Origin of the sequence: Ornithinimicrobium ciconiae, assembly GCF_007197575.1 — a bacterium.
In the GTDB taxonomy this organism is placed as follows: Bacteria; Actinomycetota; Actinomycetes; order Actinomycetales; family Dermatophilaceae; genus Ornithinicoccus; species Ornithinicoccus ciconiae.
On the sequence record NZ_CP041616.1, the window covers coordinates 3,135,380 to 3,154,812 of the forward strand.

General features: G+C 70.4%; 20 protein-coding genes. 15 read left to right on the forward strand and 5 right to left on the reverse strand.

Annotated features, from left to right (window positions below; genetic code table 11):
* Positions 1-93 precede the first annotated feature (93 nt).
* The 10 genes from FNH13_RS14420 to FNH13_RS14465 all read left to right on the forward strand — a co-directional run bounded on the left by FNH13_RS14420 (position 94) and on the right by FNH13_RS14465 (position 9,643).
* Positions 94-963 (forward strand): mechanosensitive ion channel family protein, encoded by an 870-nt coding sequence (locus FNH13_RS14420; RefSeq protein WP_321169200.1) that lies wholly within the window; start codon positions 94-96, stop codon positions 961-963.
* Positions 964-1,118: 155 nt separating this feature from the next.
* Entirely contained in the window at positions 1,119-1,691 is a 573-nt protein-coding gene (locus FNH13_RS14425) for an ArsR/SmtB family transcription factor (RefSeq protein WP_202878789.1), read from the forward strand.
* The gene (locus FNH13_RS14430; RefSeq protein ID WP_143784066.1) at positions 1,688-2,905 is read left to right on the forward strand and encodes an MFS transporter; all 1,218 of its coding nucleotides are present in this window, start codon (positions 1,688-1,690) and stop codon (positions 2,903-2,905) included. Before FNH13_RS14425 ends, FNH13_RS14430 begins: the two co-directional genes overlap by 4 nt.
* Positions 2,906-2,936: 31 nt before the next feature.
* On the forward strand, positions 2,937-3,629 hold the full coding sequence (locus FNH13_RS14435; RefSeq protein ID WP_202878790.1) for a DUF6226 family protein: 693 nt from the start codon (positions 2,937-2,939) through the stop codon (positions 3,627-3,629).
* A 63-nt stretch (positions 3,630-3,692) separates the two neighbouring features.
* On the forward strand, positions 3,693-4,094 hold the full coding sequence (locus FNH13_RS14440; RefSeq protein WP_143784067.1) for a globin: 402 nt from the start codon (positions 3,693-3,695) through the stop codon (positions 4,092-4,094).
* Between the two features lie 89 nt (positions 4,095-4,183).
* Positions 4,184-5,188, forward strand: a complete 1,005-nt coding sequence (locus FNH13_RS14445; RefSeq protein WP_228266422.1) for an alpha/beta fold hydrolase — start codon at positions 4,184-4,186, stop codon at positions 5,186-5,188.
* Positions 5,160-5,753, forward strand: coding sequence for a SigE family RNA polymerase sigma factor (locus FNH13_RS14450; protein ID WP_143784069.1), 594 nt, complete (start codon positions 5,160-5,162; stop codon positions 5,751-5,753). Before FNH13_RS14445 ends, FNH13_RS14450 begins: the two co-directional genes overlap by 29 nt.
* Positions 5,750-7,684, forward strand: coding sequence for a hypothetical protein (locus FNH13_RS14455; protein ID WP_143784070.1), 1,935 nt, complete (start codon positions 5,750-5,752; stop codon positions 7,682-7,684). The genes FNH13_RS14450 and FNH13_RS14455 overlap by 4 nt, the downstream gene beginning before the upstream one ends.
* Before the next feature lie 78 nt (positions 7,685-7,762).
* Positions 7,763-8,335, forward strand: coding sequence for a GNAT family N-acetyltransferase (locus tag FNH13_RS14460; protein WP_202878791.1), 573 nt, complete (start codon positions 7,763-7,765; stop codon positions 8,333-8,335).
* Between the two features lie 108 nt (positions 8,336-8,443).
* Positions 8,444-9,643: a DUF2786 domain-containing protein gene (locus FNH13_RS14465; protein WP_143784071.1), complete on the forward strand. Its 1,200-nt coding sequence runs from the start codon at positions 8,444-8,446 to the stop codon at positions 9,641-9,643.
* Positions 9,644-9,675: 32 nt separating this feature from the next.
* On the opposite strand, the gene FNH13_RS14470 is transcribed toward FNH13_RS14465, so the two are convergent.
* Positions 9,676-10,434: a TetR/AcrR family transcriptional regulator gene (locus tag FNH13_RS14470; RefSeq protein ID WP_143784072.1), complete on the reverse strand. Its 759-nt coding sequence runs from the start codon at positions 10,432-10,434 to the stop codon at positions 9,676-9,678.
* A gap of 95 nt (positions 10,435-10,529) precedes the next feature.
* On the opposite strand from FNH13_RS14470, the gene FNH13_RS14475 reads away from it, so the two are divergent.
* The 3 genes from FNH13_RS14475 to FNH13_RS14485 are packed head-to-tail and all read left to right on the forward strand — an operon-like array spanning position 10,530 to position 14,095.
* Entirely contained in the window at positions 10,530-11,447 is a 918-nt protein-coding gene (locus FNH13_RS14475; RefSeq protein WP_228266423.1) for an ATP-binding cassette domain-containing protein, read from the forward strand.
* Positions 11,444-12,262 (forward strand): ABC transporter permease, encoded by an 819-nt coding sequence (locus FNH13_RS14480; protein ID WP_143784074.1) that lies wholly within the window; start codon positions 11,444-11,446, stop codon positions 12,260-12,262. The genes FNH13_RS14475 and FNH13_RS14480 overlap by 4 nt, the downstream gene beginning before the upstream one ends.
* 60 nt (positions 12,263-12,322) lie before the next feature.
* Positions 12,323-14,095 (forward strand): glycoside hydrolase family 13 protein, encoded by a 1,773-nt coding sequence (locus tag FNH13_RS14485; protein ID WP_143784075.1) that lies wholly within the window; start codon positions 12,323-12,325, stop codon positions 14,093-14,095.
* 12 nt (positions 14,096-14,107) lie between these two features.
* Here FNH13_RS14485 and FNH13_RS14490 read toward each other — a convergent pair whose 3' ends face one another.
* Positions 14,108-15,412 (reverse strand): hemolysin family protein, encoded by a 1,305-nt coding sequence (locus FNH13_RS14490; protein ID WP_143784076.1) that lies wholly within the window; start codon positions 15,410-15,412, stop codon positions 14,108-14,110.
* Positions 15,413-15,566: 154 nt separating this feature from the next.
* Between FNH13_RS14490 and FNH13_RS14495 the strand changes: the two genes are divergently transcribed.
* Positions 15,567-16,166, forward strand: coding sequence for an ArsR/SmtB family transcription factor (locus FNH13_RS14495; protein ID WP_228266425.1), 600 nt, complete (start codon positions 15,567-15,569; stop codon positions 16,164-16,166).
* Positions 16,167-16,272: 106 nt separating this feature from the next.
* On the opposite strand, the gene FNH13_RS14500 is transcribed toward FNH13_RS14495, so the two are convergent.
* Together FNH13_RS14500 and FNH13_RS14505 are read right to left on the reverse strand one after the other, a co-directional pair.
* Complete coding sequence (locus FNH13_RS14500) at positions 16,273-16,968, reverse strand: hypothetical protein (protein ID WP_228266426.1); 696 nt, start codon at positions 16,966-16,968, stop codon at positions 16,273-16,275.
* Positions 16,958-17,437, reverse strand: a complete 480-nt coding sequence (locus FNH13_RS14505) for an acyl-CoA thioesterase (protein WP_143784077.1) — start codon at positions 17,435-17,437, stop codon at positions 16,958-16,960. Before FNH13_RS14505 ends, FNH13_RS14500 begins: the two co-directional genes overlap by 11 nt.
* A gap of 48 nt (positions 17,438-17,485) precedes the next feature.
* Between FNH13_RS14505 and FNH13_RS14510 the strand changes: the two genes are divergently transcribed.
* Positions 17,486-18,424, forward strand: coding sequence for an acyl-CoA thioesterase (locus tag FNH13_RS14510; protein ID WP_228266427.1), 939 nt, complete (start codon positions 17,486-17,488; stop codon positions 18,422-18,424).
* Positions 18,425-18,470: 46 nt separating this feature from the next.
* Here FNH13_RS14510 and FNH13_RS14515 read toward each other — a convergent pair whose 3' ends face one another.
* A complete protein-coding gene (locus tag FNH13_RS14515) occupies positions 18,471-19,373 on the reverse strand; it encodes an LLM class F420-dependent oxidoreductase (protein WP_143784079.1) in 903 nt (300 codons plus the stop codon).
* Between the last annotated feature and the right edge of the window lie 60 nt (positions 19,374-19,433).

The following is a 19,433-nucleotide window of genomic DNA, read 5'->3' on the forward strand; positions in this document are numbered from 1 at the left end:
GGTCGGACGGGCCCGTCATCCGGGCTGCTCGGGGTTGGTCGTGCACCGGCCAGTCTGCCAGCAGCCAGGGCGTGCTGAGCGACAATGGGCCGTATGCCGTTCAGCACCTGGTCCGAATTCGGCACCTGGCTCCTGGGTGCTCCCCTGCTCATCCTCGTCACGATCCTGATCGCGTTGATCACCCGCTGGCTGGCTCACCGGGCCATCGGCACCGTCGTCGACAACGCCGTGCGGCGCGCCGAGAGCAACAAGGTCACTGGTGCGGAGAAGCTCCTCGGTTTCGACACCCGCCGACGGCAGCGGGCCCTGACGCTGGGGTCCCTGCTGCGGAGCATTGCGACCTTCGTCATCACCACGATCGCGATCCTGACGATCATGGCCCTGCTGGGTCTGCCGCTGGGCCCCCTGCTGGCCAGTGCAGGGGTCGGCGGTGTCGCCCTGGGCTTTGGCGCACAGTCCCTCGTCAAGGACTTCCTGTCCGGGATCTTCATGATCATTGAGGACCAGTACGGCGTCGGTGACGTCATCGACACCGGCGAGGCGACCGGCACCGTGGAGGAGGTCACCCTGCGGGTCACCCGGCTGCGGGACGCCAACGGCGTGGTGTGGTTCATCCGCAACGGGGAGATCGTGCGGATTGGCAACAAGAGCCATGGTTGGGCGATGTCGACGATTGACCTGCAGGTCGCGGCCACCGAGGACCCCGGACGCGTGATCGCCCTGATCGAGGAGGTCCTGCAGAGCGTCGCGGTCGATGAGCAGTGGGCTCCCAAACTGGTCGAGCCGCCGAGCGTTGCCGGCGTCGAGTCGATCACCGGCGGCACGATGACGATCCGCGTCTTCGCCAAGTGCCTCCCAGGCGAGCAGTTCGGTGTGGCCCGAGAGATCCGCGAGCGCGAGAAGGCGATGTTTGACACCGCCGGTGTCAAGCTGCCACCCCTGCCCTACGGCCCGAGTTCCTAACGACCGCCCCACCCACGCCGTATGCCGACGAGCCAGTGAGCTGACCACCTCCGGTTCCTGACGGCATACGCGGACGAAATCACCGCCCACGCTCCCGGTCGGGTGCATCCTAAAGATATCTTGCGCAAGAGTCCTTGAGGATGCACACTGAAGCCATGACCCCGTCCGATCTGCGCACCACCGACCCGGAGCGCATCCGCGCGCTGGCGCACCCCGTGCGACTGGAGCTGCTCGACTATCTCGGCACGGTCCAGGACGCGACCGCGACGCAGTGCGCGGAGCAGACCGGGGAGTCGGTGGCCAGTTGCTCCTTCCACCTGCGGATGCTCGCCAAGTACCGCTTCATCGAGCGCGCAGAGAGCCGCGGCCGCGAGAAGCCGTGGCGGGTGGTCCCCGGCGGCTACGACCTGCGCCCGGAGGCCGGCCGGCCCAGCTCAGTCACGGCTGTCGCCGAGGTAGCCGCTCTGCACGTGCTGCGAGAGACCGAGCGGGTGCGTGCCTATCTGGCCGACCTCTCCAGCGAGACCTATGAGTGGATGAATGCCGGCACGATCACCTCCGGCTCCTTCTGGGCCACCGCGGAGGAGACCGCGCGCTACAGCGAGGACCTACGCCGGCTCAACGAGCGCTTCGCCGGCCGTTCCGACGACCCTGCGCTGCGCCCCGAGGGAGCGCGTCAGGTGCGCACGTTCGCCGCCGTCAACCCGGTCCCCCAGGACCGGCCGTGAGCAGAGCGGGCACGCGGCCCCGCACGCCCGCCGCCCTGCACAATCCAGGATTCCGCCGACTGACCACCGCCTGGGTCTTCACCAACCTGGCCGACAGCGCCCTCTATCTGATGCTCGCCGTCTGGATCAAGGACCTGACCGGCTCCGACAGTGCGGCCGCCCTGACCTTCGCGATGCTCGGCGTCCCGGCCCTCCTCGCGCCCGTCCTGGGCCAGATCGCCGACCGCTACTCCCGCACGTGGCTGCTGGTGATCGCCAATATCGCCGTCGCGGCTGTCGTTGCGACCCTGCTGTTCGTCGACTCCCGGGACCAACTCGTCTGGATCTACGCCGTCGTCCTGCTCTACGCCACCGTCGCCTATCTCACCGCCTCCGCCCAGACCGGCCTGGTCCGCGACCTCCTGCCGGACGAGGAGCTCGCCTCCGGCAACGGACTGCTGTCGACCATCGACCAAGCCCTGCGCCTGATCTCGCCTCTTCTCGGCACCGCCCTGTATGCCGTGTGGGGGCCCCACGCGGTCGTCCTCCTGACCACGTGCGCCTTCCTCATCGCCGGCGGACTGCTCGCCACCATGCGGGTCGTCGAGTCCGAGCCGGAGACCGCCGAGCAGCGCGGCACCTACTGGATCGAACTCACTGCCGGCTTCCGCCACCTGGCTTCGATCCCGCTCCTCGGGCGCCTGACGATCGTCGTCGCGATCGCCTTCGGCGCCACCGGGCTGGTCAACGTCGCGGTCTTCCCCGCGATCGAGCAGGGCCTGGGGCTGCCGCCCGAGGCGTTGGGCCCGCTCATCAGCGTGCAAGGAGTCGGGGCGGTCGTGGGCGGCCTCACCGCGGCGGCAGTGATCGGTCGTTGGGGTGAGCCACGCGTCTTCGGCATCGGCGTGCTCCTGCTGGCCCTCGGACTGCTGCCGATCGCCTCCAGCAGCCTCGCCCTGGTGATCGCCGGTCTGGCCATCGGTGGCTTCGGGGTGACCTGGACCATCGTCTCGTTCATCACCCTGCGTCAGCGCCTGACCCCGCCGCGTCTGCAGGGTCGCACCGGCTCAGCCACCGCCATCGCGATCAACCTGCCCCAGACCCTGGTCACCCTCGCCGGCGCCGCCGTTCTCGGGTTCATCGACTACCGCTGGCTTGTCCTGGTCACCGGCGTCATCGTCCTGGTGTCACTCCTGCTGATGCCCCGGCGCACGAGCACCCAGGTAAGCCAGTGACTGACGCCGGCCCACGGCATACGGTGACCGAGTGAGAGTCGAGGAGCTCCAGGCGCAGGTCGATGCTCGCTGGGCCATGCTCGACCTGCCGTCCTGGCCGAGCCCGCGTCCGTTCATGGACGCCCCGGGCGAGGAGGAGTACTCCCGCGTGACCGACCCCGCCCGCTATCGCATCGTGCACGAGCGCGCCCGGGTCTGGACGCAGGTGCTGGGCGCGGTGCCGGGCGTGCAGGTGGAGCGGCTGCCACCGGGTCCCCTGGACACCGATGGTCACCTGGGCGACTTCGATCGTGGGGTCCGGATCAGCAGCGAGCGCGAGGGGACGCTGCCGCTGCTCCTGCTGGAGCGGGACGCACAGGTGACCGGCGGACCCGACCACTCACCCGGGCTGGCAGTGCTGCACCTTGCGATCGTCGAGCCGACGGTCTCGCTCGAGCTCCACCCCGACTGCGGGTGCGATGCCTGCGACACCGGGTCGCAGGATCTGCTGAGGGCGATCGACGAAGCGCTGATGGCGGTCGTCGGCGGTCCGTTCGTGACGCTGCGCGGCCGCGGGTGGCAGGCGGACTGGCACCCCGGTGGCGGGTCATCGCGGAGCACGGGACGTGGGCTCGACCACGACACGTTGATGGACCTGTGCCGTCGGCTGGCCGCCGGCGAGGACGTGCGGCTGCCGCGCGGGACGCGCTCGTTCGTGGGTCAATCATGGTTCGTGTCCACCTGAGCCCTGCTCCCCCGTGACCGGGCGGATGCCTGTCTCGGACCGGCCCCCTGAGACACTGGAGGGGTGAGCCAAGCACAGCAGGAGCAACAGGAGACCTACTACGACCGCGTCGGCGGCCACGAGACCTTCGTCAAGCTCGTGCACGAGTTCTATCTCGGTGTCGCCCAGGACGAGCCGCTGCGTGAGCTCTATCCCGAGGAGGACCTCGGCCCTGCGGAGGATCGGCTGCGGCTCTTCCTCGAGCAGTACTGGGGCGGCCCCAAGACCTACTCCGAGACGCGCGGCCACCCGCGGCTGCGGATGCGGCACGTCGACTACAAGGTGACGCCGACGCAGCGCGACCGGTGGCTCAAGCACATGTTTGCCGCGATCGACACGCTCGACCTGGACCCGATCGACGACCAGCAGATGCGCGGCTACATGTCGCACGCCGCCAACTTCATGATCAACGCGGAGGACGACTGAGATCTCGTATGCCGTGGGGCCGGCCCGCGACCGCCGCACCTGAGCCTTCGGCGGAGCGTGGGGCACGCGACGATCGTTATGAGCGGCACGTGCGCCCGCTCCCACAGCCGGTGCGCCGGGTCCGTGAGGACTGGGCCTGGCGAGACCGCGACGGTCGGGGCGAGTGGCTCCTCAATGTCGAGCACGTGGGAGCCGACGACGCTCCGGTCCGGATGCTCCTGGTGCACGGCGCCGGCGGCAACGCGGCTGCGATGTGGCCGTTTGCCGCCCACCTGAGCCTGCTCGGCGCGCGGGTCACGCTGGTCGACCTGCCCGGCTATGGCCGCAGCCGGCAGGTGTCCGGGCGGCGAGGGTCGGTGCAATATCCGGACTGGCAGCAGGTGCTCGTCGACCTGGTCGAGCGGGAGCACGACGAGCGCCCGCTCGTCCTGGTCGGCGCCAGCATGGGCGGGATGCTGGCCCTCGACGCCGCCGTCACCACCGGTCTGGCCGAGCGGGTGATCGCGACCTGCCTGCTCGACGTCACGCGCGCGGAGGTGCGCTCCGGGATCGTCCGCTGGCCGTGGCTGGCGAGCGTCGGCCTGCCACTGCTGGGCCTGGCGCGTGGCCCCCTCGCTCACCTGCCGCTGCCGATCCGCTGGCTGACGCCGATGGCCACCATCTCCAACTCACCGGGACTCTCTTCGGAGGTGCTCCGCGACCGCCGCGGCGGTCGCGGCGCCCTGCCCCTGGGCTGGTACCGCACCTTCCTGGAATCCCGACCCGCCCTGTCCCGCAAGGCACCCGACCACGCCACGGGACCGGAGAAGATCACCCAGCCTTCCGTCATACTCCTGCATCCGGACGAGGACCGGTGGACGCCTCCAGAGCTCAGCGAGGACTTCCTGGCCCGGCTCGATGGGCCGACACGGTCCGTGCGCCTGGTCGGCTGCGGCCACTTCCCGGTCGAGGAGCCCGGCTTCCAGCAACTCCTCGACGAGGTCGCCGCCGAGTTGTCCGCGATCCGGGGCACACCTGAGGCAACCTTCTGGGGAGCCACCGGGTCGTGGGGGCAGGGAGGCAACGATGAGCAGACGCAACAGGGCTGGCAGTAGGGCTGGCAACGCGCCGGCACCACCACCAGGGTTCACCGAGTTCGTGATGGGCCGCAGTGCGGCCCTGTTCCGGACCGCTGTCCTGCTGACCCGCGACGCTCACTCGGCGCAGGACCTGGTGCAGACGGCCCTGACCCGAGTGTGGCGCAACTGGGACCGCATCGAGGGTGAGCCGGAGGCCTACACCCGCAAGGTGATCCTCAACCAGTTCCTCACCGACCGGTCCCGCCGGTGGACTGGTGAGCACCCGAGCGAGGTGCTGCCAGACGGGCCGGTGCACGATCGCCTGGGCAGCACGCCGGCCGACCCCGCCCACGTGGTGACCGACCGGGAGACGCTCACCCACGCGATCGGCGCCCTGCCGCCGCGCCAGCGTGCGGTGATCGTCCTGCGTTACTACCACGACCTGAGTGAGGCCCAGATCGCCGAGGCGATGGGCACCGGCACCGGGACGGTCAAGTCCCAGCACAGCAAAGCCCTTGCGGCTCTGCGCATCAGCGAGCACCTGGATGACGCCGCGACAGCGGACGCATCGTCGACGACCACCGGGAGGGATGGGTCATGAACACGATCTCTGACCTGCGCCGGTCTCTGGAGCAGACCGCGCACCACCACGACGCACCCGACCCCGGCGAACTGCTGCGGGGCGTGCAGGACAACATCGCCGCCGAGCGCGGCGCCGGCGGGCGCACGTCGCGGCTGGTCGCTGCCGCCGCCGCGGTGGCCCTGGTCGCCGGTGGCGGCTGGGCGCTGAGCCAGGGGCTGGGCTCCGAGGAGGAGACCAGCGTCATCCAGCCGGCAGGCCCCTGGCAACTTGTCGACGGGGCGCCCCCGGAGTATGCCGAGGGGCTCGCGCTCGTGGAGACCGTCACGTTGAGCGCGGACTACGGGGTTATGTCCTTCATGGAGGCAGACGGGCAGAACTTCGCGGTGGCCTGGTGCGATGTGGCACCGGAGGTGGCGAGCGAGTTGAGGATGCCCCTGGGCAACCCAGCTGGTGAGGGACCCACACTCACCTGCGCGGGTGTGGAGCGGAACTCGCCGACCGAGCCGGTGGCGGTCCCCCCGCCGATGACTGAGGGGGGGCTCGGGGCCCACCTGATTGGACCTGACGGCGCCCAACCCAGCAACCTCGCTCGGGGCGACACTGTCGTGATCGGCCTCTACCGCGAAGCGAGCACCTCCGAGTATCCTTACCCCGGCCAGTCCGACATCCCTGAGGCGCCGAGCCACGACGTGGTCCTGGACCCGACGTCGCCGAGGACCAACCAGGCCGAGTTGGCCGAGCTGACCCAGGAGGGCGTCATGCTGCCCGCCGTCAGGGCCGAGTCGCGGGTCGGCACCACGCTGACCACCTGGGCTGGTGAGCCCGGCCGTCTGCTGGTGGCGGTCAACGGCACCGTCATCACCAACGACGGTGAGCAGCTGACGCAGCCCACCGCTGCAGGTCCCTGGCAGGACGCCGACCCCGACCTGCGGGGCGGCTACTGGCACACCTGGACTGCCGGCACCAGCACCCGGGAGTTCGACCTGAGCCCGACGGGGCTGGCGGCGCACGGCATACAGATCGCGGAGGGTGAGGCGGTCGAGATCGTGGCCTTCGGGGCCTTCCCCCGCGACGCCTGGCAGGTCGGCATCGACCTGCCCGAGGGCAGCGAGATCGCCGACGTGCGCGAGATCGGTCCGACGGAGCAGCTCCCGGAGTATGCCTACGGCCTGCGCCTGGTGTCGGCCAGCGAGGTCCCGGCGGATGGGGCGACACACCTGATCGAGCTCGATGCTGTCGACCCCTCGCAGGTGCTCTGGGTGCCGGCCTGCACGGAGCGCCTGCCCGGGATCGAGGTCACGATCGGGACCCGGGTGACGCAGTGTCACGACACGGGCGGCTGGGTGCTGGCGGTTCAGGCGCCAGAGCTCGCGTCCGATGCTCCCGTCGAGGTCAGGGTCTCCGCGGGGTCCAGTCCGATGCACCTCGGTGCCTATCTGCCCCAGGACTGGGAGGGCTACCCGTTCACCGAGTCGGGGACGCCGCTCACCGGCGACGGGGGCTTCGGTGTCGTGCTCGGTGAGCAGCCGGTCGACGGCGCCCGCCCTGCGGACCTGCTGCACTCCACCATGCCCACCGCCGTCTACCACGAGGTGGCCACCGTCAGCAGCGACGACCTGGACTCGACGGGGCGGGGCGAGGTCACGGTGCCGTCCAGCACGGACCTGAGCATCTGGGTCGCGACCTCCGGGCCGGCACGGGTCAAGCTCGAGATCGACGGCGTGCCGGTCGAGCAGGCACTCGACGGCCGACTGTGGCCGGCCTACCCGCTGCTGCGGGACGGCTGGCTCTCGGGCTGGACGACCGGCGACTTCGGCACCGAGCTGCGCTTTGACCGCGCACCGGCCGGTCACGCCGACCGTGACAACCCGACGGTGACGGTCCAGGTCGAGGCACAGGAGGGCGCCGAGGTCGACCTGACGTTCTACGAGTTCGTGATCGAGGAGTGAACCGGCAGCGGCCCGGCCCGGCTCTCGCCGGCCCGGGCCGCGCTGGTGCGGTGGTGCACGCTGGGTACAGTGCCCCGCGTGGACAGGCACCGTGAGACCCAGGGCGTGACCCTGCGCTTCCGACGAGCGGGACGTGAGGACGTCGCAGCAGCCCAGGACGCCTACCGTCAGATCATCGAGCACCTCGCGGCGACGGTGGACTACCCCCACTGGCACTCCGAGAACCGTCCCACCGCCGCCGAGGTCGAGCAGTGGGCCGAGGCCGGCGAGCTGCACCTCGCCGTCACCCCCGGTGCAGACCCGGGCACCGAGCGGGTCGCCGGCGTGGTGGTCCTCAACCACGACGCCCCCGCCGCCTACCAGGACGCCTCCTGGACGATCGAGGCCTCTGCGCAGCAGGTGCTGGTGATCCACGTCCTGGGCGTCAGTCCGCTCTTCCTGCGTCAAGGAGTTGCCGGGTTCCTGGTGAGCGGTGCACTCGAACTGGCTCGGGAGCAAGGGTGTCGAGCCGTCCGGCTGGACACCTATGTCGACAACCTCCCCGCGCGCCGCCTGTATGCCGGCCACGGGTTCCGGGACCTGGGCGTGCACACGCTGCACTACGAGGGCACCGACCTGAGCCAGTTCCATCTCTTCGAGCGCGTGCTCTGACCCACGCCGTCCCGGCTTGTCCACAGGCCCGCCGCGGACTGTCGGCGATCCGTGCCACGGTGGAGTCCGCGTCGCCGGGGTGGCGGGGTGGGCGAGGGAGGAGAGCGTATGTCGGCAACGACCGCCGGGGCGCACCGCACCGGAGACCTGGGGGCCAGGTTGGGGCAGTTGATCGAGCAGGTGTGGGACCGGGGCTGGGAGCCTGCGGACCTGCACCGCGTCGCCGTCCGGGGTGGCGAGCCGGTGGTGACGAGCCTGCTGGGTGACCTGGTGGCGGCCAACCTGGCTGGCTATTCACCCGTGACGGTGGACGCCCGGTGGCACGCCCAGCTGACGGAGATCGGCGCGGCCGTCTGGTGGCGTCCGGACGAGGACCCGGTGGCCGCCCGCGCGGCGCGCGTCAAGGACGGCTGGGGCGCGGTCGCCAGCGCTGTGGCCACCCTGGAGATGACCCTCCAGGTGCTCCCGCCCATCGAGCGGCTCAGCGCGCGACCGGGCCGCGCCACCCCTTCCGCGGCGCCCGGGGCAGACGTCGACGAACGCCTCCTGACCAAGGTCCGGATGATGCTGGCCAAGGCGGAGGCCACGACCTTTCCGGCCGAGGCCGAGACATTCACCGCGGCGGCTCAGAAACTGATGACCCGGCACAGCATCGACCGGGCCATGCTCGACCAGGACGTCGGCCGCGGCGACGGTCCTGCGGCGACCCGCCTCGGCGTGGACCGACCCTATGAGTCGGCCCGCTTCCAGCTCATCGCCACCATCGCGCTCGCCAACCGCTGCAAGGCCGTCTGGCAGAAGGGCCTGGGCTTCAGCACGGTGGTGGGCTTCCCGACCGACCTGCGGGCCGTGGAGCTGCTGTTCACCTCGCTCATGGTCCAGGCGACCTTGGCCATGACCGCCCAGGGGTCCCGGCAGAACTGGACCGGGCAGAGCCGCACCCGCTCGTTCCGCAACAGCTTCCTGACCGCCTTCGCCGTGCGGATCGGCGAGCGGCTGCAGACAGCTGCCCAGGAAGCGCAGGACGAGAGCGAGGAGGAGACCGGCCACACCGGGCACCTGGACGTCGGAGTCACGGGGGACGGGGACGCCCGCACCCGGCAGGCGCAGAGCGACCGCACGGCGCTCGTGCGGGCGCTGGCCGAGAGCGACCAGGCGGTGGACGAGGCCGTCGCCGAGCGCTTCCCCCGTCTGCAGAAGTCCCGCACCAGGGCCTCCTTCGATCAGGAGGGCTGGATGTCCGGCACGTCCGCGGCCGACCGCGCCGACCTGGGTGCGCCGGGGCGGATCGGGCGGCCCGGAGACTAGTTCCCGCTGCGGGCTGCCTGCCGGGCGTGAGACTAGTTCCCGCTGCGGGCTGCCTGCCGGGCCGCGAGCCCTTCGATCAGCAGCTCCAACCCGAACTCATACTCCGTGTCCACGCCCGACTCTTCCTCGAGCACCGGTCCACCGGCGTAGTTGCCGGCGAGAAAGAAGGGAGCTGCATAGGGCAGCCGCGCTGCCGTGATCACCTCACCGAGCTCTGCCATCGCCTCTGGGCCGAACTCCAGGTCCTCCTGGTCGGCGAGGTCGTGCTCCAGGCCTGAGAAGCTGCTGACATAGGAACTGACGACCAGGACGAGACTGATGATCTCCTGCTCACTCAGCTCCAGCGCACGCACCGCCTCCATCCCACGGTCAACGACCTCCATGGGGCCGGGGAGGAGCACCGCCACCGGCCCTCGTTGGATCTCGAGCAGCCAGGGGTGCTGGCGATACATGCTCTGCAGCTCCGCGACCCAGTGGCGCAGATTCTCCCGCCAGTCCTCCCCGCTCTCCTGGCGCGCCGGCAGGAGCCAGTCAGCGCCGCACATGAGCAGGAGCAGCTCCTCCTTGTTCGCGACATACCGATAGAGCGACATCGTGGTGAAACCCAGGGACTCGGCCACGCGCTGCATGGTCACCGCGCCCAACCCATGCTCGTCGGCGATCTCGATGGCCCGTCGCACGATCTTCTCGTGACTCAGCCCCCGGCTCGGTCCCCGCTGCGGCACCGCGTGCGCGCCCCACGCGATGGCCACCACTCGTGGCACACCACTATCCGTCTTCTCACCAGCCATCGCACCAGTCTAGTCGATTAACTGTGTATGTCACACGCTGTGTATGTCATACTCAGTTTATGTCATATGCAGAAAGAAACATCACACACAGGCCCGTGATCGAGGCGTCCGGCGTCCGCAAGTCCTATGGGACGACGGAGGTGCTGCGCGGACTTGACCTCTCGCTCGGACCAGGGGTCCACGCACTTCTCGGACCCAACGGCGCTGGCAAGACCACGCTCGTCAACATCCTGACCACGCTGGTCCCCCATGACGAGGGACGCGTCACGGTGCTGGGGATGGACACCCGGACCGACGCCCGGCAGATCCGGCACCGGATCAGCGTCACCGGACAGTTCGCCGCGGTCGACGAGGTCCTCACCGGTCGGGAGAACCTGGTGATGATGGCCCGCCTCCTGGGCCTGGGACGCCGGGACGCGCGGCGCCGCACGGACGAGCTGCTCGCCCGGTTCGACCTCGAGCAGGCCGCGGACCGTGCCGTCCGCACCTACTCCGGAGGCATGCGCCGCCGGCTCGACCTGGCCGTCAGCCTGATCTGGCCGCCCGAGGTGCTCTTCCTCGACGAGCCGACGACCGGCCTGGACACCCGCAGCCGCCTCGCCCTGTGGGAGCAGATCCGCACGCTCGCATCGGAGGGCACCAACGTCTTCCTCACCACGCAGTACCTCGAGGAGGCCGACCAGCTGGCCGACCAGATCGCCGTGCTGGACCAGGTGCGGATCGTGGCCCTGGGCAGCGCCGCGCACCTCAAGGGCCTGGTCGGCAGCGAGTGGGTCCGAGCGCTGGACGGCACCGGCACCGTGGTGCGCGAGGTGCCCACGGACGGCACCGCGGCCGACCTGGCACGGGTCAGCGGCGATCTCGCCGCGGCCGACCCGACCCTGCGCCTGGAGCTGCACCGCCCCACCCTGGACGACGCCTTCCTGCAGCTCACCGGTCAGCCGGCCACCAGGGCCACCGGCGAGGGCGAGGACACGACGCAGACCGACCAGATCCTGGAGACCACCCGATGACCACGCAGACCCTGCCCGCCCGACCCGCGCCCAGCGCAACACGCCCGCCCAGCCCGGGCTCCGGCATACTCTCCGCCTCCGCCGTCTTCGTCGGACGCGCCACCCGGCACAGCCTGCGCGACGTGGAGGCGCTCCTGATGGCGGTCGTGCTTCCGGTGATGCTCATGCTGATGTTCACCTACGTCTTCGGCGGCGCGATCGCGACCGGCGGGGACTACCTGGACTACGTCGTGCCCGGCATCGTGCTGACCTGCGCCGGTTTCGGGGCCGCCTCGACCGCCGTCGGCGTCAGCCAGGACATGACGACCGGCACGATCAACCGCCTCCGCACCATGCCCGTGCCCAGCGCCACGGTGCTCGTCGGGCACGTGGCCGCGAGCCTGGCGCGCAACCTGTTCGCCACCGGGGTCGTGCTGCTCGTCGCGGTCCTGATCGGTTTCCGACCCGAGGCCGGGCCCCTGCACTGGGTCGGCGCCGTCGCCCTGCTCTCGCTGTACATCCTGACGATCACCGCGGTCTTCGCGATGCTCGGGCTGGTCGCCCACTCCCCCGAGGCGGCCAACGGCTACGGCTTCGTGCTGCTCTTCCTGCCCTACGTCTCCAGCGCGTTCGTACCCGTCGCGACGATGCCGGGCTGGCTGCAGGGATTCGCGGCGCACCAGCCAATCACCCCGGTCATCGAGGCGACGCGAGCGCTCTTCGCCGGAGCCTCCCCCGGCACGGACGCGCTGGTCGCCATCGCCTGGTGCGTCGGGATCATCGCGGTGTCCGCGGTGCTGACGGCCTACCTGTTCCCCCGGCGCGTCGCCCGCTAAGGTCGGCGCCGGCCACGGCAGTATGCCGGGGCACCCGGACGGCGGATTTCCCCGGTGGTCATGGGTCACCCACAATGGTGTCCCGTGACCTCCCCCGCACCGCACCCTTTGCACCCTGCCGAGTCCCACGACGCCCCCTGGTGGCGTCACGCCGTGATCTACCAGATCTACCCGCGCTCCTGGGCGGACGCCAACGGGGACGGCATCGGCGACCTGCCTGGCATCACCGCCCGGCTGCCCTACCTGGCAGACCTGGGCGTGGACGCCATCTGGCTGTCGCCGTTCTACGCCTCCCCGATGAATGACGCGGGCTACGACGTGTCCGACTACCGCGACATCGACCCAATGTTCGGCACCCTCGACGACGCCGACACCCTCATCGCCGCAGCCCACGACCTGGGCCTGCGGGTGATCGTGGACCTGGTGCCCAACCACACCTCCAGCGAGCACGAGTGGTTCCAGGCCGCGCTGGCCGCTGCGCCGGGCTCCCCCGAGCGGGCGCGCTACATGTTTGCCGAGGGCAAGGGCAGCGACGGCTCCGAGCCGCCCAACAACTGGCTGTCCGTCTTCGGCGGCCCCGCCTGGACCCGGGTCATCGAGGCCGACGGAACCCCGGGCCAGTGGTATCTCCACATCTTCGACACCTCCCAGCCGGACCTGAACTGGGAGAACCCCGAGGTCAGCGAGATGTTCCTGGACGTGCTGCGGTTCTGGCTGGACCGTGGTGTCGACGGCTTCCGCGTCGACGTCGCCCACGGGCTGATCAAGGCCGAGGGGCTGCCGGACTGGTTCGAGCGCACCGGCATGCTCGGCAGCCATGAGGAGTCGGCCGACAAAGAGTCAGCTAGCGACGGAGACGAGCAGTCTGCCCGCGCCCCGATGTGGGACCAGGACGGGGTCCACGACGTCTACCGCCAGTGGCGCGCCCTGCTGGACAGCTACAACCCCGAGGGCGACCCGGCCAGGGACCGCATCCTGTGTGCCGAGGCGTGGGTCGAGCCGGTCGAGCGCGCCGCCGCCTACGTGCGCCCCGACGAGATGCACCAGGCCTTCAACTTCGCCTTCCTGGAGGCGCCCTGGCGCGCCGCCGACCTGCGCGAGATCATCACCAGCTCCATCGACGCCGCCGACCTCGTGGGGGCCCCGAGCACCTGGGTGCTCTCCAACCACGACGTGGTGCGGCACGCCAGCCGGCTGGGCCTGCCGGTCGGTGCGCCCCGCCCCAACGGCATCGGCACCGGTGACGCCCAGCCCAATGCCGTCCTCGGCTCGCGGCGTGCCCGTGCCGCCACGGCCCTGATGCTGGCCCTGCCCGGCTCGGCCTACGTCTACCAGGGCGAGGAGCTCGGTCTGCCCGACCACACCGCTCTGCCGGATCACCTGCGCCAGGACCCGACCTGGGAGCACACCGAGCACCGCGAGCGCGGCCGGGACGGGTGCCGGGTGCCGATGCCCTGGGAGGCCGGCGCCAGCACCTACGGCTTCGGCCCGGGCGAGCAGACGTGGCTGCCGCAACCGGAGATCTACGGGGCTCTCGCGGTCGACCGGCAGGTCGGCGTGGACGGGTCCTCCCTCGAGCTCTACCGGACCCTGCTGACCATCCGCCGCGACCTCGACCTGGGTGTCGGCGAGCTGGACTGGGACGAGAGCCTGGGCGCAGACGTCGTGGCCTTCCGGATCACCGACCAGGACGGTGCCGGGGTGCACGTGATCACCAACCTCGGCGCCGAGCCGGTGACCCTCCCCGAGGGCGCAGAGGTCCTGGTGGCCAGCTCGCGCCTGGCCGACCCGACGGTCCCCACCGACACCACGGTCTGGCTGCGCATCAGCTGACCCGACCCGGTCTCACTCGGCCGGCTTGCCCGGTCCGATCGAGGTGACCCGCACCCGCTCGATGCGCATGCCGTCGAGGGCGAGCACCTCGATACGCAGGCCCTCGTGCTCGACGGTGTCGCCGGTCTCGGCGAGCCGCCCGAGGCGCTCCAGGACGAGCCCGCCGACGGTGTCATAGTTCTCGCTGCTGGACTCGACGCCGGTGAGGTCCTCGAACTCCTCGATATTGAGGGAGCCGTCGACATCGAGGGACTCCCCGCGTCGCAGGGTGGCGTCCTCGGGGTCGGTCCCGGCGTCATACTCGTCGTAGATCTCCCCGACCACCTCCTCGATGAGGTCCTCCATGGTGACGATCCCGTCGGTGCCGCCGTACTCGTCGACCACCAGCGCGATCTGCTGCTTCTCGTCCCGCAGCCGACTCATCGCGGGCAGCACGTGGATGCTGCCCGGCAGCGGCACGATCGGGCGGGTCAGATCGGCGATCCGGGTGGACCACTCCTCCATCGGGATGCCCAGGATGTCGCGGATGTGCACGAAGCCCAGGATGTCGTCGACCGAGCGGCCGGTGACCGGGAAGCGGGAGTGGGCGGAGTCGACCACCGCCGAGCGCACCTCGGCGACCGTGGCGTCCCCCTCGAGGAACTGCACGTCAGGGCGCGGGCGCATCACCCGGTCCAGGTTGCGCTCGTGGGCCCGGAAGACATCCGTGAGGATCGCCCGACTGTAGGGCCGCAGCCCCTGGTGGCCCTCGATAATCTCGCGGACCTCCTCGGTGCTCATCTCCTCGCTCTTGGCGTGCGGGTCGCCACCGAGGAGCCGGACCACGAAGTTGGTGGACACCGACAGCAGCCAGATCACCGGGCGCACGATCTTGGCGAACACCCCCAGCGGCGGAGCCAGGAGCCTGGTGAAGGTGGCAGAGCGCTGCATCGCGAGCCGCTTGGGCACCAGTTCGCCGAAGACCAGGCTCAGATAGGCGATGAGCAGAGTCATCACGATCAGCGCCACGGTGTCGGCGATGCCGTCGGGCACTCCCCACCCGAGCAGGATCGGCACCAGGTCGGGGGCGATCGTCGAGCCGCCGTATGCCGAGGAGAAGAAGCCCGCGACCGTCACCCCGATCTGCACGGCAGAAAGGAACTGGTTGGGGTTGCGCACCAGCTCCCCGATACGCTCACCCCGCGCGCCGCTCGCCTCAATCTTGCGCACCTGGCTGTCCCGCAGGGTGACGATCGCCATCTCCGTGCCGGCGAAGACCCCACCGATCAGGACGAAGACCAGGACGAGCCCGAGGTTGACCAAAGTTTGCGAGTCCACGGGACGACGCTACCTGCCACACGCTGCCCCTCACAGCACCTCGGACGATCCACCAAGCACCTCGCCCGATCCCACACCGCGCCTCGCCCGATCCCACAGCCCGTGAGCGCAGACGGAAGCGTCAATCGCATGGGGTGATCAGTAGACTCGGCCCATGATGGGCGAGAACGCACCGGAGGCTCACGACGGTGACCGCGACCCCGGTCCTGTCGCGGCCGGGGCTGGTGCTGACCTGCCCGCCACGGCATCACGCTACGAGGGGCGCGTCGCCACCGACGCCGAGGCCAAGGCCCTGGCCTCCAGCCTGCGCCTGCGCATCCTGCGGCTGACACTCGACGAGGCGCTGACCAACAAGGAGATCGCGGAGGCACTGGAGCGTAACCCCGCCTCAGTCCTCCATCACGTGCGCACCCTCCTTGAGGTCGGATTCCTGCGCGCCGAACCGGTGCGCCGCGGCCCGCGTGGAGCACGTGAGATCCCCTATCGCGCCACCGGCAAGGCCTGGCATCTCGAGGCCCCCCAGGCATTGGCCGGCTCCACGATCGAGGCCTTTCTCTCCGAGATTGCCAGCGTGCCCCCGGAGCAGCGCGACCTCGCCAGGCTGCGCATCAACGGCTCGGACCTCACGGAGTTCAAGGAGCGCCTGTGGGCCCTGGTCAACGAGTTCCACGAGCGGCCACGCAACCCGGAGGCACCGCACTCGATCTTCATCGCGATGCACCCGGACACGTCGACCCCGCGTCGGAATCCCTAGGATCGAACCGCCTCAGCGCGTTCCACACCTCCCCGTACGAGGTTCGGCACCTACCAAACCCCTCTCAAAATGGGTTTTCCGCCTACCAAACCTCTCTCAAAATGGGTTAGCGGGTGAGGATGTGACCGACCGGTGTGGTGGCCCGGGTCCAGGGGCCGGCCCGGAAGATGTCGACAGTGCTGCCGGGGCGGGCAAAGCCCAGCCCGTAGGCCGCCAGGCCGACTCCCGCGCGCAGCCCACCGTCGGTGATGCTGCGCCCCCAGACCCGCTCGCGCAGGGCAGTCACGGCCAGGGCGCCGGACCCGGTGGGTGCGCCCTCACTGATCTCGGCGATCCCGTCGCGCGCCACCTCCAGCAGCTCATCGGCCGGGACAGCGCCGACCTGCTCCCACCCCGACCGGGCGGGGGTCAGTGCCGTCCACGGCTCGCTGACCTGCATCGGCGGCACCGGCAGCAGGGTCCCGATGTCGCCGGTGCTGGTACGGCGGGCCATCCGGTCACCGATGGCCGACAGCGGAACGGTCACGTCCAGACCCGGGGCGCCGTGGACCGAGGCGAGCGGCATGGTGCGCAGGCCCAGCACCACCCCCTGCCCGACCAGGCCGCGCCCGGGGAGGACACAGACCCAGGCGGCCAGGACCGAGCCGTGGGCCTGCAAGCGCATCGAGCCCTGCTCCATCAGCGTGCGCGCCCGACCGGCGAAGGTGCCCAGGTCCTGCAGGCTCTCGACGTCGGGAAATTCCAGGGTGAGACGGTCGCTGCCGCCGGTGCCCCCACCGAGGGCGTCAGTCTCAGCGGCCACGACGACGCTCCTTGTGGCTGCGCAGCGCCAGGGGCTCGCCCATGACCGACTCCATCGCCGCCTTCTCGTGCGGGGCCATGCGTCGAGGTCGGCCCGCCGTGAGGTCATAGGTGACCAAGGTTGTCTCGGCCAGCGCGAAGGTGACGTCCGTGCCGCGCTGCCCCACGACATACGCGATGTCAAAACTGGCGCCGCTGACCCGCGAGCACCAGGTGCTGACCAGCGCGGGCTGATAGTTAAAGGTCATCGGTGCCAGATAGTCGATCTCGTGCCGGACGACGAGCACGCCGTCCTCCAGCATCGAGCGCTCCTGCCCGAACCAGGCGTTGAAGGCGTGGACTCGGGCTTCCTCCAGATAGCGCAGATACTGCACGTTGTTCACATGACCATAGGCATCCATGTCGGACCATCGGCTGGTCACCTCGACGGTGGCGGCAGAGGGCGGGATGGAGATCGCGGGTTGAGCCATGGGGCCATCCTCGCAGGGCGGGTGCGCGGCGTGGACTACAGTGCCCGCGTGAGCCCGACGCCGGAAGACCAGCTAGCCAATCTCCTCGATGTCCTCGACCTGAGCTTCGAGGGCAGGACCACGGTGCGCGTCGCCTCGACCGAGGGCGTCGTGGAGGACCTGCGCGACAGCGAGGGTGAGGTGTATGTCGGGCGCAGCCAGGTGATGCCGCACGGACGTGTTTTTGGCGGTCAGGTGCTGGCCCAGTGCGTCGTCGCGGCCGGCCGCACCGTCGACCTGGACGACGGGGACGGTCCGCGCCACATCCACTCGCTGCACGGCTACTTCCTGCGCCCCGGCGACGACAAGGAGCCGATCCGCTTCCTGGTGGACCGGATGCGCGACGGCGGGTCGTTCTCGGCGCGGCGGGTCCATGCCGTGCAGGACGGACGGATCCTGATGTCGATGATCACCTCCTTCCAGGAGCTCGCGCCCGGACTGGACCACCAGATCCCCATGCCGCAGGTGCCCGCCCCGGACGAGCTGCCACCGGACGCGGAGATCCTGCGCCAGATCGACCACCCGCTGGCTCAGCACGCCGCGGCCCGGGCGGTGGAGCTGCGCCACGTCGACCCGCAGCTCCTGCCCGGCAGCGCGATCGACCCCGTGGAGCGCCAGTCGGTGTGGATGCGGCTGCCCGGCGAGGTGCCGGACAACCCGCACGTGCACGCCGCGGTGCTGGCCTACGCCTCTGACTACAGCCTGCTCGAGCCGGTGCTGCGACGCCACGGGCTCGCCTGGGGCGACCCTCGCCTGCGCGTGGCGAGCCTGGACCACGGCATGTGGTTCCACCGCCCGGCGCGGGTCGATGAGTGGGTGCTCTACACCCAGGAGGCTCCCTCCGCGCAGGGCGGTCGCGGCCTCGGCATAGGGCACATGTTCGCCGAGGACGGCACGCTGCTCGCCACGGTCGGCCAGGAGGGCATGGTCCGGGTCAAGGAGTCCTGACCGCTGGCGCTGTCCGCACAGCGACGATCACGACTCTCCGGCTGCCCTACAACGAGGCAGCCTGCTCCACCAGCTCGGCCACCAGGTCAAAGACCCCCGGCTCCGCGTCGTTGGCCATGCCCAGCAGCACGGTGTCCGTGCCGATCTCGGCGAGCGCGCCAAGCTTGTCGACGGCCTGGGTGACGCTGAGGGAGGTCTCACCGGAGCCCATCGTCTCGCCCCCGTTCCGGGTGAGCGCGATCCGGGTCAGGACGGTGTGCTCTATGTCGCGCGGGTCGCGGCCGATGTCCGCGCAGTGCCGCGCGAGCACGTCGAACTTGCCCTCCAGCACCCCCGGACCGGAGTAGTCGAACAGGTTGCAGGCGTCGGCATACTGCGCGACCAGCCGCAACGTCTTGCGCTCCCCACCGCCACCGATCAGCACCGGCGGTCGTCGCACGGGCTGCGGCGAGTTCAGCGGCCGCTCCAGGTGGTGGTGCGTGCCGGCATACGGCGTCTCGTCGCCGTCCCACATCTGCCGCACGATCTGCAGCGTCTCCTCGAGCCGCTCGAAGCGCTCCGCCACCGGCGGGAAGGGGACGCCGAGACCGCGGTGCTCCTCCTCAAACCAGCCCGCGCCGATCCCCAGCCACGCCCGTCCCCCGGAGAGCACGTCCAGGGTGGAGACGGTCTTGGCGAGTATGCCGGGGTGCCGGTAGGTCACTCCCGTCACCATCGCGCCGAGCTCGATCGAGGAGGTGACCCCGGCCGCGAATCCCAGGGTCGTGTAGGCCTCGAGCATCTCGCTCTCCGGCGGACCGATGGCGGGGATCTGGAAGAAGTGGTCCATCACCCACAGGCTGGCCAGCCCCGCCTGCTCGGCCTCCTGCGCCATGCGCGTGAAGGTCGGGCCGATCGTGGCCGGCGCCCCGGGCCAGGACCAGTAGGACACCTGCAGACCGAGTCTCATGTCCCTAGTCTGCTGGATCGGGCCCCGGGGCCGCCGCCCACCCGGACGGCGGCGCAGCGG